At 59.1% G+C, this 13,541-nt stretch carries 11 protein-coding genes and 1 riboswitch; of the genes, 3 read left to right on the forward strand and 8 right to left on the reverse strand.

The window, feature by feature from the left end; genetic code table 11:
- Positions 1–77 precede the first annotated feature (77 nt).
- The 8 genes from WC026_RS12960 to cobD all read right to left on the reverse strand — a co-directional run bounded on the left by WC026_RS12960 (position 78) and on the right by cobD (position 11,077).
- Positions 78–1,988: a TonB-dependent receptor plug domain-containing protein gene (locus WC026_RS12960; protein WP_372711427.1), complete on the reverse strand. Its 1,911-nt coding sequence runs from the start codon at positions 1,986–1,988 to the stop codon at positions 78–80.
- Between the two features lie 237 nt (positions 1,989–2,225).
- Positions 2,226–2,447: riboswitch (cobalamin riboswitch) on the reverse strand.
- Between the two features lie 129 nt (positions 2,448–2,576).
- A complete protein-coding gene (locus WC026_RS12965; RefSeq protein WP_372711428.1) occupies positions 2,577–3,539 on the reverse strand; it encodes an NnrS family protein in 963 nt (320 codons plus the stop codon).
- Complete coding sequence (locus WC026_RS12970; protein WP_372711429.1) at positions 3,536–4,777, reverse strand: NnrS family protein; 1,242 nt, start codon at positions 4,775–4,777, stop codon at positions 3,536–3,538. Before WC026_RS12970 ends, WC026_RS12965 begins: the two co-directional genes overlap by 4 nt.
- Positions 4,774–5,523, reverse strand: a complete 750-nt coding sequence (locus WC026_RS12975; protein WP_372711430.1) for an ABC transporter ATP-binding protein — start codon at positions 5,521–5,523, stop codon at positions 4,774–4,776. The genes WC026_RS12970 and WC026_RS12975 overlap by 4 nt, the downstream gene beginning before the upstream one ends.
- The gene (locus WC026_RS12980; protein ID WP_372711431.1) at positions 5,520–6,332 is read right to left on the reverse strand and encodes an ABC transporter permease; all 813 of its coding nucleotides are present in this window, start codon (positions 6,330–6,332) and stop codon (positions 5,520–5,522) included. The genes WC026_RS12975 and WC026_RS12980 overlap by 4 nt, the downstream gene beginning before the upstream one ends.
- A gap of 6 nt (positions 6,333–6,338) precedes the next feature.
- Entirely contained in the window at positions 6,339–7,310 is a 972-nt protein-coding gene (locus WC026_RS12985) for an ABC transporter substrate-binding protein (protein WP_372711432.1), read from the reverse strand.
- A gap of 62 nt (positions 7,311–7,372) precedes the next feature.
- A complete protein-coding gene (locus tag WC026_RS12990) occupies positions 7,373–9,757 on the reverse strand; it encodes a TonB-dependent receptor family protein (protein WP_372711433.1) in 2,385 nt (794 codons plus the stop codon).
- Between the two features lie 270 nt (positions 9,758–10,027).
- Positions 10,028–11,077, reverse strand: a complete 1,050-nt coding sequence (gene cobD / locus WC026_RS12995; RefSeq protein ID WP_372711434.1) for a threonine-phosphate decarboxylase CobD — start codon at positions 11,075–11,077, stop codon at positions 10,028–10,030.
- Between the two features lie 347 nt (positions 11,078–11,424).
- Between cobD and mscL the strand changes: the two genes are divergently transcribed.
- The 3 genes from mscL to WC026_RS13010 all read left to right on the forward strand — a co-directional run.
- Positions 11,425–11,841, forward strand: a complete 417-nt coding sequence (gene mscL, locus WC026_RS13000) for a large conductance mechanosensitive channel protein MscL (protein WP_372711435.1) — start codon at positions 11,425–11,427, stop codon at positions 11,839–11,841.
- Between the two features lie 317 nt (positions 11,842–12,158).
- Positions 12,159–12,641, forward strand: coding sequence for a cupin domain-containing protein (locus WC026_RS13005; RefSeq protein ID WP_372711436.1), 483 nt, complete (start codon positions 12,159–12,161; stop codon positions 12,639–12,641).
- Between the two features lie 661 nt (positions 12,642–13,302).
- Positions 13,303–13,541: hypothetical protein (locus tag WC026_RS13010; RefSeq protein ID WP_372711437.1), on the forward strand; the 239-nt coding region annotated here is incomplete at its 3' end.

Genomic DNA, 13,541 nt, shown 5'->3' on the forward strand with positions numbered 1-13,541 from the left:
GCTCCCGTGTGCGAATGATCCGCTGGTGATGAGGAAGGAAGGCTCATGCGGGGTTGGCGCACGAGCCTTCCTGCGCATCAGTCGCTCGGCAAAGCCATTGTCAGGCCGCCATAGACCGAAGCGCCGGGAGTTCCGTAGTCGAGGACTGTTTGATAATTCTCGTTGAGCAGGTTTTCGCCGCGCACGTAGGCCTTCCATCCCGGTGCGAATTCATAAGAAGCCTTGGCACCGATGAGCACATAGTCGTTGAGCGCGACGATGCCTCGCACATCGAAAGAGTCGTCGACGACATCGGCAACGTATTGCGCGGTGACGTTCACCGCGACCTTGTCGATCGGAACGACGTTGATACCAGCCGAAAACGAATGCCGTGGAACGCGGAGCAAGCGCTTGCCGTCCGCGTCGGTCGCGTCCGTATAGGTATAGCCGCCCGTCAACGTCAGCCAGTTCGTGAGCGTGGCAGCGCCCGACACCTCGACACCATTCCGATGCACCGTGCCGGGAACGTTGAAATACTGATACGTAACTCTATGATAATCGATCAGGTTATCGGTATCGAGTTCGAAGTATGTGGCTCCGATCCTGTACCTTCCTTTATCAAAACCCTGTTCCACACCGGCATCCCACCCGAAACTTTCTTCAGGTGTAAGATCGCGATTGCCATATGTCGGCGCATAAAGCTCATACAGACTCGGCGCGCGAAAACCTGTGCCGACGCTGCTGTGGAACTTCGTTTCCGTGCCCGGAACGAGATATGCGCCCGTTATGCGATAGGTATCGAAAGTACCGAACGTGCTGTGATCGTCGATACGGCCGCCGCCGGTCAGAAACAGCCCCTGAATCGGCTCCATCATCAACTGGGCGTAATACCCATTGAAATCCGCCGTGACCCGGTCCGATAGTCCGCTCGTAGTTGTTCCCGTGCGCTCCCAGTCGGCACCGATCAGCAATGACAGCTTCTCGTTGAATGTCAGGATGCCTTTATATTCGCCTTTGATGCGATCGCCGTCATACCAGCCGCCGCGTGTCTTATCGTTGAACGTCTCGCGCCGTACGTTCATGCCCTGGATGGCGAGCGTGTTTTGGAACGCCCCGTTGAGCAGCGAAAATTCGGTGCCGACGCGGCCGACCTGTTGCGTCGTCGTGCCATTGTCGAGCGTATCGCCGAATGCATAAGGCGGTGAATTCGCGTACCCGTCATAGTTATATTTGGCATCGAGTGCGCGTGCGGCGAAGAACACCTTCCACGACGGCGTGAGAAAATATTCGCCTCGGCCAGAAAACGTCAGATTTTGATAACCGTCGTCTTCGCGACCGTAGGCATAGGCTGAAAAGCCGTCGGTTCCCGCGCCCTGGATCGTCAGCGCAATGTTGCTTCCGTTTGCGGCCAGATAACCCGCCGTATAGGCGCCATTGATCGTTCCGTATTGACCGCCTTCAATGTTCCCTTGCTGCGAAAACCCAGGCGTCAGCGCCGCTTTCGTCTGGATGGTGATCACACCGCCAACGGCATCGCCGCCGTAGAGTGTGCTCTGCGAGCCTTTTAGAACTTCGATGCGTGAAATGTCGCCGACGAGCAGATGCTCAAATGATGTTGCAGTTTGGGTGGCCGAGGGGTCGCTGACGTCCATGCCATCGACCAGCACCTTGACGTATTTCGACGCGGCGCCGCGAATGAAGATGCCAGACTGAGCTCCTGGAGGACCGCTCTGATAGAAGTTCACGCCGGGCAACTGCGCGAGATAATCCTTGAGGTAGGTCTTGGACTGCTTCTGGAGGTCTTTCTCCGTGAGCACCTCGACCGACGATCCAACCTTTGCTGCATCCATCGGCGTTTGGTTTGCCGAATAGATCGTCACGCCTTCAAGCTCCGTCACCTGCGCGGATGCCGATACGGCAAAGCCGGCAAATCCAACGATCGCACTCGCGGAAAAAAGAACCGATTTGAGCCCGTGGCTCGCGGTTTTCCCTGACGCATTCAACGACATGTGTGTTCCCCCGTCTGACAGTTGACGGGAGCTTCAGCAGAAGTGGCGCATTTCACAGCACAACGCCGAGCGCACGCTTCGCCGATGGCGAAGCGCAATTATCCTTGACGCATCAAGGCTCACTCGGATGTTTTGCTAGTCCGTGATCATGTCTCGTGCCAGCCCTGACGCTGCTCCCAATCGGTTGCACATCAGTCGCCACTCCGGCATTCCGTTCCTACAGGCGTCCCGCACCGAGGATGGGCGACTTGTGTCGGCAGGTCTCCTGGCTCACGGCTCGAACGTCTATCTCCTGCCTTCCCAATTTCCCGATGAGGGGAATATCAGTGGCGTAATGCGGAGAAGACTTGCCGCTTACAGTTGCGGGCGCAGCCACGGCATCGACTTACGTCTCACCGTGTTCCCTCTTAGCTCGTACCGGCATGCGCCGATCAGAGCACCGTCACATCACGCATTCCATACAGCGTTTACTCGCCAGTCAAACAGAATTTTTCTCAACCCTCACCGACCGCGACAATGTCGATAAATCAGCAACACCAGAAAAAGCGATTAGGCGTTCTTCAGACAATTGAATTTTCAGCACACCGCCTAATGCGATCGCGTTGAACAAAATATTCGGCCGTAACGAACTGCGAAGCCGACGAAGGCTGCGATCCACGTGAGGCCAGAGATCGGCAACAGCGGCAGCGTCCATTGCGGATAAAGGCCGGCGATCGTCCACGCCAAGCCTGATACGAGCACCAATCCATAGAGAATGATCGTTCCCACCGATGTCGGCGATCGCCCCGCGCTCGACGCGCACATCATAACTGCGACCGCCAGCGTGCCGATCGAGCCCACCGTCCATGCGTGCATTCCGGCGGTTGCGAAATCATAGTCATCCCAAAGGATGCCAAGGCCGGTCAGCACAAAGCCCAAGGCAACGAACCCGCATGCAATATAAAAAACCGTCGACTGCCGTTTTGCCGAGGACGCTGCCCGGCCAGCGAGGATCGTCAGAATGAGAAGGGTCAACGCCAACGCGACGTTGGCAGCGAGCTTCGTTCGCCCGAATTCCCACATCTCATAGTGAAACAGCGCATCCGCTGCACCGAGACCGAAAAGCAGCGCAACGACAACCAGATCGCCCCAGTTTCTACTTCCTAAAAATTCGCGCGCGATCAGCACAGGGATAACAAGCAAGAACGCGACTGAAAGTACCATCGTCGTCATGACATCCAGATGCGCGGAAACGCCCATGGCGATGCGCCCGGCAAGCCAGAGCACGACGAGCGTCGCAAGCGCTACGCCGCTCAGCGGCTCGTGGCCTCTCTCGCTTGGAATGTTCGTCAGCAGGACACCAGCGACGATGGCCGGGGCGAAACCGAGCACGAGTTCGTGCGTGAACCACGCCTGCGCCGGCCAAGCGCTCGGCACTTGAATAAATCCGAGGAACCACGGCACCCAGAGCGCCATCATCAGAGCCGCATAGAGCGCGCCGATCATAAGAAACGGCTGAACGGCAGCGTTGGCGACAGGCAACGGATGATTTGGATTGATGGTTGCGCTCATCTCGATCCTACCTCGGCGGAGGGTGTATCTTGGCGCGGCTCTTCACGGAAGAACGGCCAGTAAACCCTCAGCCACAGCAAAAACGCCGCCGCCCAGACAAGCGACACTGCGAAGTACGGCGGCGACGGGAGAAACGCCGTCGGCCAGATTTCCGGGACGACCCGCAACAGCGTTGCAGCCACGACCAGCAGCATCGCGAAGCGCGTTTCCCGGACCAGGCCAAGCGCCCGTCCTGTGTGCCGCAAACCCGCGATTGCAAAAATACTGAGCACACCCAGGCCAAGACCACCCATGAACGCCAGGTGCAGGCCGGCGTATTCCGAAATGGGCGCGCCGAGCTGCGCCAATCCGATTAAAATCAGACCAAGCCCCGCGAATGCGCTCGATCCAACAAGTGCCAGAATTTCCGCATGGATGATTTTCCTGCCGATGAAAGCTTCCGCGATGCGATCCATGAACGCGGCGCCGGCGGCGATGAACAGGTATCCCGCCGTGGCATCGGAAAGGCCGAGCGCCTCGGCCAGCACGAGCACAGCGACAAGCCCCGGCGCCAGATTGATGCGCCCAGGATGCGGACGGAACGGCGACGTCTCCTCGCTCGGATCGAGCACGAGATTGGTGATAGGCACGGAGACGCGCGCCAGCGCAACGCCGAGAATACCGAGAAACACAAACCCCGCGAGGCGAGCGGCACGCTGCGCAAGATCGGCATGCGTTGCGATATCGAGAAACGCATAGCGCGTGACGGCTTCTGTCACCATCAGCGCCCCTATCCAGAAGACAAACGCGGAGAGCCACGTCGTTCGTTTCCGGATCGAGATCGAAACAAGGTAAGCAACGAGCGCGCCGAGCCAAAGGATATCGCAAACGGCGCCTAAGGCATCCAATGCGGTGACGCCGAATAAACCGAAAAACCGCGCGCCCGCCCAAAGTGCCGCGAGCGCCAGCAACGAATTGCCGCGCAAGCGCTTCGTATCGGTCCATTCCGGAACGGACGTCGTGATAAATCCGATGAGCGCGGCGCCGAACGTGCCGATGATCATCTCATGGACGTGCCAGATGCCGGGCGGGATCGAACTCGCGAAAGGCAAATTGAAGTTGAAGACGATCACCCACAGAAACGGCCACAGAGCTGCATGAATGGCGGCCATCGGAAAGAAAAGACGAAAGCCCTCGCGGCTTAGGGCTCCGAGCGTCCGGGCAATCGTTTCGGATCTTGCGGGTTGCGACATCGTCATGGCCTGCGCCGTTCGTCGGTGTCGTGGATATGACTGAAGAGCGAGTCATCTTTCAAATAGCTTTGGACGGTTGCGAATACGGCGGCGTCATCTCTCGCGCCGCGTTCAAGCGGCACGAAGCGTTCGCCCGAAATGCCGCGCACGCGCTCATCCAGCACGACGATGCGGTCGGCGACACGCACGGCCTCCGCAAGATCATGCGTCACGAAGAGTCCGGCGAAACGGGATTGGACGGCCGACGAAATGACCAGATCCTGCATGCGCCGCTTCAGCGCCACGTCGAGCGCCGTGAACGGCTCGTCGAAGAAAACGAAATCCGGTTCGAGAACGAGCGCACGCGCAATCGCCGTTCGCTGCCGCATGCCGCCCGATAACTCGATCGGATATTTTTCGAGATCGCGGCGATCGAGCGAAACGACGTCGGCGGCATGACGGGCGCGCTCCTGCCGCTCGCGCTTCGACGCGCCGGAAATCCGCAGCGGATACGCGATATTATCTTCCACCGTTGCCCACGGCAGCAGGCGAGGTTCCTGGAATATCATGCCGTGCCTGCGGTACTCGCTGACGACGCGACCGCGTTGCGGCTCGATCAGTCCGGCCGCGATATGCACGAGCGTGCTCTTGCCGCATCCGGATGGCCCGACGAGTGCCACGAGCTGGCCTGCAAGGACGTCGAGCTTGACGCGATCGAGAATGGTTCGTCCAAAGTAGGCGTGCGAAACGCCGGCGAGCGTCAGGGCCGTCATCGCTTGACACCCCAGGGCCGTGCCGCATCGCGCCAGCGCTCAAGTTCGGCGCGGATCGGCTGCACCAATCCATATTCGACGATAAAAATCGCGGCGACCGTCAACACGATCCAAGCGATGGACTGCGCGACATCGAGATTGGATCGCGCCATCGCCAGCGCGATACCGATGCCGTTGATGTTGGCAAGAAGCTCCGCCATCACCGCGACCTTGAACGCTGACCCGAGCGAAATGGCCAATGCCGGAAAATACTGACCGGCAACGGAGCGGATGACGACCGTATAAAGCCGTTGCAAGGGGTTCGCGCCGAAAGCTCTCGCCATATCCTCGAGCGCCCGATCGCGGGTCGCGGTCGCTTCGGCGACCGTCGCAAAGACCAGCGGAAAGCATGCCACGACGACTGTCGCGAGAACGGTTCCCGACGTCGAACCGAACCAGATCATGGCGAGCACGATCCACGCGATCGGCGGCACGCCCATGATGATGGTCAGCAGCGGTCGGGCAAGCCGCATCGCGGCGGCGGAATAGCCGACCGCCAGCCCCATCCCTCCGCCGAGAACCGCAACCAGAAAAAATCCTTCGACGGCGCGAAGAGAGGTAGCCCACGCGAGCCGCCACGTTTCCGGCAACCGCACGAGTTCGAGCGTCGCCTGCGCCGTCGCGATCGGAGATGGCAGAATGAAATCGCCATAGGCTTCGTGGCCCTGCTGCCAGAGCGCGCAGAACACCGCCATTCCGGCAACGCCGACCCATCCCGACCACAGGAAGCGGCCGAGACGTCCAATCCGATCGAGGACAAAATCAGCCACCACGCCTCACAGGTAGAAGGCGGCATCCGGCAAGTGCCCCCCGATGTAGCCCGGATTGACGTCCGCCATGGCCTTCAGCACAGCCTCGATTGCAGGCTTTTCCTGATGCGCGGGCGCGGCGACGAGATTACAGTAGGGAATCGATTTCTCGATCACCGGCCAAGGCATTTGCAAAGCGCCCGCAGCATTGTTCGCAGCCCGCGCCGGATGCGCGTTCACATCGGCGGCCGCGGCGAAAAGACCTTCCTGCAGCGCTTCGATGACACCCGCATTCGCTTCCCGAAAACGATCGGTGACAACGAGGCCCGCCTGCGGAACGGTTTTGTGCTCGCCCGTCATCTTGCCCCACTCGACCTGCAAATCGATAGTGCGATGAATGGTCTTGCCCGCCACGCTTCCTTTGACGACAGCAGCCGACGCGGCGGGCTCCGGAATGAGCGCGGCATCGACGCGGCCGAGAACGAGAAGCTGCATGGCTTCCAGCGGCGTGGCCGTTGGGACAAGCGTGATGTCCTTTGCCGCATCGATGCCGGCATGGCGGAACAGCCGCTCGAGCAGCAGACTTGGCAATTCGTTTGGAAACAGCACCGCAAGTTTGCGTCCCTTGAGCGATTCGAACGTCGTTAACGCCGGATCGGAGGACATGACGTACAATATGCCGTTCGTCATGACATTGACGAGGCGCACACCAAGACCGCGATTGTAAAGATTTGCCGCGACCGGCACCGGCACGATGCCGACGTCGAAACTCTTCGACGTCAGGCCCGCTCGAACTTCATCGACCTGCCGCCACACGCGGAGTGTCGGCTTGCGCACCGCGCCGTCCAGCCGCCCTGTTGCGATCGCATGCAGCACGACGATCGAAGGCCCGGCAGGCGGTCCCCAGATCTCAAGACTTGCAAGCGGCGACGCTTCCGCCGCGCGTCCGAATATCGATGCGGATAGGGCGGACGTGCCGAAAACCGACACGCCGCCCATCAATACGCTTCGACGAGTTACACTACCCAAACTTGATCGGCCCAAGTCCGCCTTTTCGACCATCAGAACCTTGCCTTCATGCCACCGATAAACGCCCGACCGTCGCCTGGCAGGAAGACGGCCTGGTTAGGATTGGGAGCTTGCTCGACGATCAGCGTCGCGGATGCATAGGTCTCGTCGAACACGTTCAAGACTTCGCCGTAAAGGCTCAGGTTTTCGTTGAGCGCATACTGCGAGCGCAGATTGATGACGACGTAGGGATTGTTGAACAGCAGGTTGGCGTTGTCGACGGGTGTCCAGCCAGGCACCCAATTGACTTCGCTTTCGACCCAGAAGCCCGGCGCCAGCGTGTAGCGCAAAGCCGCGTTTACGACGTGATTTGGCGCGCCCGCAAGGCGGTTGTCACCATACAGCACGTCATCGTCGAAACGGAAATCCTGATACGTGTAAGCCAGCCGCACGTTGATATCTCTCGTGACGTCGACGGAGCCGCCGATTTCCACGCCGAAATGTGTTGTGCGGTCGGCATTGACGGCGCCGAGCGCAACACCGGATGAATCGCGCAAGTTGACAAGTTCATCGTGAACCCAGGAATAGTACGCAATCGCTGACCAGGCCATGTGGCCATTGCGTCCCTTCCATCCGCCCTCGATGGTCGTTGCCGTCTGCGCATCGAGATTGGGAGTTGCGAAGACTGCCGCCCCTGTAGCACCAGCGCTGCCGTTCGGATTGCCATTGATGGTGGCGATGAGATCATCCTGGGTCGGCGGCTCGAAGCTCCGGCTGACCGCAACGAACACGGATTGATCTCTTGCGAGGTCGTAGCTCAGGGCGACGCTCGGGCTCCATCCGGAATAAGACCGGTCGTAGCTCGTATCAACGAATGGGCGCGTTCCGGTCACGACATTCGCGCCGGAAAACATCATGTAGGGACGCGTCGGATCGGTATAGACGTCGTCATTATCCCGCGTCGCATACGAATAGGCGACGGACGGCGACAGGGTCAAACGATCGGTCAGCGGGATATTGAATCCGGCATTGATGGAGAGCGTGCTGGAATCAAAATCGTTATCGCCGACCAGCGCACCTCTTTTGCCCCGATTGTTGAGGTAATAGCGCCGGTCAGCGCTTCCGATCGCATATTGTCCCGTGATTTCGAATAGAGGAAGCGCACGGCTCGCGTCCGGCGCATACGCGTAACGCATGACGGTCGTGAAATCGCCGCCGTCCGTATCGCGGACACCGCCCGAGATCGGGAAGCGGAACATGTCGTCGGTATAGGTGTAGCCAAGCGCCACATCGAACAGGTTTGCTCCGTAGCGCGCCGAGGTTCGCGACCCGATACGGAACTGCTCGGCCTCGCGACGCGGATCGTCGCGCTTGACGTTCGGGCCGGTGCAGCCTGGCGGACCAAGGCAGATCTGCGTCGGGTCCTGCTCCATCATCGTGCGCGAAATCGGCCCGACGACATCGAACCCGAGATCCGTGTAGCCGAAGAACAACCTCGTGCTGACGTTCTCATTGACGCGCGCGCCGACATTGATGTTGACGTTCGTGCGTTCGGATTCGTTGTGCTCGCGATAGCCGTCGCGCTCCGTGTAGCTGACGCTCGCGTGAGCGTTGACATTACCCTGCTGCGCCCCGGCCGCCACGCTGGTCGCAAAATGGCCGAAGCTCCCACCTTCAACGCTGACCTCGGCGCCCGGCGCCGTGATGCCAGTCGGAGAGACGAAGTTGATAGCACCGCCAAGAACTGTCGCCCCGAGCCGGTTTGCCGTGTAGCCACGATAGATTTCAACGAATTCCGCACTCTTGGGATCGGCAAATCCTACGATATACGAGCCGTCGGCACGATTGATGGGCAAGCCGTCCTGCAGCACCAGCGTGCCGCGTTCCGACGGATTTTGCTGCAGGCCGGAACCGCGGATCTGAAGTCGCGGCTGGTCGTTGCTGCCGAAAAAGCTCTGCACGACGACGCCCGGAACATACGCCAGCATCTGCTGAAGCGACGTGTTGACGCCAACCGGCATATCCTGGCGCCCAACGACATCGGTACCCCCGGGAATTTTTTCGAGCCTCTGCTTTGCCTGTTCCGTGGCGGTGAGTTCGCGATGAGATTCATCGCTTCCCGAGAAATCGTCAGGATCGGCCGGTTGAGATGCTTGGGATGCCTGCGCGGTGCTCGGCGATTTTTTGCCCGCGACCTTTTTCTTCGGCTTCGCTTGCGGCTTCTGCGTGGTCGTGACGACGATCGGCGGCAAATCGACGGTCGCGCCCGGTGCCGCAGATTGCGCCGACGCCGTGTTGGGCAAAAATGCAAAAATGGCCAGAACAGCGAGGCTTGTCCGAACTTCATTGAGCTTTATGCGCTCAACGGAACCTTGTGGAAAATCAGGCGCAGTGACGTTGAATTCACCGCGCCGGCCAGCTCGAATTGCTCGCGCCATCGCTCACGCTCTCCTCGTTCATTTGTGTACCTAATTAATAAACTTTGAAGAGAGCCGTTTGCGCGGCATCAAGTAGACGCCTACAGAATAAATGCTGTTGCCGGAAAGGCACGCCTACGAATGTCGCCTATCCCGGCGCAGATCGCATGGCGATAGAAAACGATCGCAATTCTGCGACACGTATCGAGAGTCAATCTTAAATAAGAATTCTTATAAAGAGCGAAGCAGACCGCTTGGATAATCGTCATGTCCTGACGATGGCCGTTGCTCTTATCGAGCGCGCACGGCAAGCGCGGATTCCAAACGCAGCAACGCATCTTTGTTCGGAATGCCGAAACGCAGCCAGGTTCGCTGATCGGGAAATTGGCGCACATGAATGCCTGCCAATGCGAGAACATGCGCGATATTGTCTGCCTGCGGATGGTCCACAAGACGGAATAGAGGCGTGGCGCCTGCGATGCTACCTCCCGAAGCCGCCAGCAGTTCATCTAAATATTGGGCGGCATTGGCCAGACGATCGCGCGTTTGGAGCAACCAGCCGGCATCTTCGAGCGCCTGGCAACCAATGGCGATCGCCGGCCCTGAAACGGCCCACGGACCAAGCCACGATCGCAGGACTGATGCGACACGAGGCTCCGCGATTGCAAACCCCAGACGCACGCCCGCCAGCCCATAGGTCTTTCCGAACGACCTTAGAATGATCGTGGACGGCGGCTGCAGCGGAGCAAGACTTTGATCGGCGCCGAGCAGGTCAGCGAATGCCTCGTCGATCACAAGCAGCCCTCGCTTGCGCGCCATGTCCTCCGCAAGCGCGAGCAATCGGCGCGGCTCGTAGTGGCGTCCCGTAGGATTATTCGGATTGACGACGACAACTACCTTCGCATCGCCGATCTCATCCAAGTCTTGAATGACGCGAACCGCGTGCCCCATTCGTCGCCAGCAGCGTATGTGCTCACGATAGGTCGGCCCGACGATCGCAACCTCCGTCGGCTCGATGAGTCGCGGAATAATCTGTATGAGCGCTTGCGTACCCGGGGCCGAGACAATCCAATCCGGATCGGCGGCACGATAGCTCCGCGCAGCCGCGCGCCTGAGTTCGTCGTCGTCCTCGCGCAATGGAAGCCGCGACCAAAGCTCGGCGGACAAAGGTGGGATCGGATACGCAAACGGATTTATGCCCGTCGAAAGATCAATCCATGGCTGCGGCGCGCCCGGATATCTTTTGGCAATGGCATCGATATCGCCGCCGTGAGGCTCGACGTCATCCTGACCGCCAGCTTGGCTACCGGAAAATAATCTCGCTGCGTCGGGAACGTTCATAGACCTCGATCTCGTGTCATCGGCCTTTCTGATCGCGGCCGTTGCCCCGTATACGACGCTCCAGGCGCTCTATAAAGACGACGGTGTCTCCAACGCCCCTTTGCCTCGACGTCGAAGCCAGGCAAAAAAACGCCATTCGTCAGGCGCGCACGTGCATTCGCCCGTCACAACTGGACGGATTGGTCTGCCCTCCAGATCGTTCATATGACTGCGGAGGAGGAGGTTTTGCGCTTTGTGAGCTTATAACTCAGAAGCGCGAGCGCTTATTCAAAAGTCTCGCTTGTTGCGACTTCAACTGACTTCATGATCTAGTTCGCTCGTCATCGTGGACAAAAGGACGGAATGCCATGCTTGAAGACTTCAAGAAATTCGTGCTTCGCGGAAATGTCGTCGACCTCGCCGTCGGCGTGGTCATCGGCGTCGCTTTCGGCGCAATCGTGGCGTCGCTCGTGGGCGACATGATCATGCCGATCATTGGAGCCGTGACCGGCGGCCTCGATTTCTCGAACTACTACTTGCCGCTTTCCGATAAAGTCCACACGGGCGTCGCCTATGCGGATGCCAAAAAGGCAGGAGCCGTGCTCGGCTACGGCGCATTCATCACCGCGCTTCTCAATTTCCTCATTATCGCCGGCGTGCTGTTCCTGGTCATCCAGGCGATGAACCGCTTGACGAAAAAGGAGAAGGCGGTCGAGAAGCCGGCGGAGCCGAGCGCAGAAGTGAAAGTCCTCACCGACATCCGCGATCTGCTCGCCAGGAAGTAACCGGCGCAACGACGAAGCCGCCATCGACAATCGGGCGGACCCGAGCTGGGTCCGCCTCCCAGCGCGAGACGGAAAACTCGTCAGCAGGGATGACCATGCGCCCGGCTTCGATTGAGTTTTCCCAGCAACGCCGATTAAGACCGGACTTGGCAGGTTGTCTGACTCAGGGTCGGTTCTGATCCGTTGCAGACCTTGCAGCATGCGGGATGATATGCAAAACCAGAGATATAAGGCGTTTCCGCTGCGCCGATCTTGAGCCGAGCCCCTACATGTCCGCGCCAATGCAAGACCGAATGCTTGACTTCGGAGCGATGGGTATGAGGTGGGAAATCACGCGCTCCACCTCCGATACGGCAGGCCAATTCTTCGAGGCGATCAACGTCCTCGCACCGGGTTTCTCAGGACCTCCGCTGCATACGCACCCATTTGCCGAGGAGAGCTACGAGGTAATCGCCGGCACGCTAGATGTCTGCGTCGACGGCGCATGGCAGCAGCTTGCGCCCGGTCAATCCGTGAAGGTGCCCCCGGGAATCCCGCACACTCTGAGGAACCCCTATGCGACGGAAGTGCGACTGGTGAACGTGCATAAACCAGCGCTCGAATTCGAACCGTTTTTCAGGAAGCTGCAGGCTTTGGTGGTCGATGGCCGAATGGGACTTCCCCCAAAGAATTTTCAATCGCTCGTTCTGGTCTCGATGCTCTTCGTGGCACACTCGAAAGAAATCCGTTCGGCAAATCCGCCCCACAGCATCATGCGGATCGTGGCATTCTTCGGAAAACTGCTGGGCTACAGGCTTTAGCCATTCGCCAGGACCGTCGCGCCTGTACTGAGCGAAGTGTCGAACACGCAGGCTACCGGCAAGCCAATTTCCTCAAAACGCTGCATCGCGAATTGGCCAACATTCTCATTTGGCGCGACCCACCGCGTTACCTTCAGCTCTACCGGAAGCATCACTCGGAGGTCGCGTCCCTAGGATCGTTGCGACCTGAGGAGGTTCGCTGGTAGCTGGCAGAGTTGTGCAAGAAGTATCCGAACTTCACCGACTTCAACGCCCGCGAATATGTGCCGTACCCGGATGGCCTCTCGTGGAACGACGAGCAGACGTCTCTACCGGCTTTCGCCCAGATGCTGGCTTGAAACGAGGTAGACTGCGGCCCGTAAGGCCCATATGGCGGAGACGGAGACAACTTTATCCCCGTCCGTCATTGTCCGTTGATGTCCGCCAAGATGCTGTTTTTCCTAACTAATTCACTAGAGAATGCAAAAACTGACGGCCTTTCAAAGCGTTAGTTTTTCCGCCGGAATTAGGCCGGAAGTTATGCCAGTAGTGGTGCATGCACTGCGGCGCCTGCTTGATGTTTAGCCTGCCGCCTTTGCGCTCTGCGCCCCCGCGCGTGAGCCGAATCAAGTTAGACTATCCGTAGTGTGCGTTTCACCCCTGGACACCATGGATTGATATTATGGCTGACTATCTTCTGATCTACGATCTACCGGTCGGCGCTCCTGCGGAGCGATACACGGAAATTGGCAAAGCTCTCGATCGCATCAAAGCCGTGAAGGTCGCGTATTCGACGTATGTCAACGCCGGAGAGAATGTGCAGCAGATTTCCGGAGCAAAAGTGCAGCACCGACGCCAGCAAGAAGGCCCCCGATATCGGGGGCCTTCTTGCTTATGGAGCCTTATTGCTGCGCGGTTTCG

This window comes from Hyphomicrobium sp., assembly GCF_041674905.1.
Classification (GTDB): Bacteria; Pseudomonadota; Alphaproteobacteria; order Rhizobiales; family Hyphomicrobiaceae; genus Hyphomicrobium_B.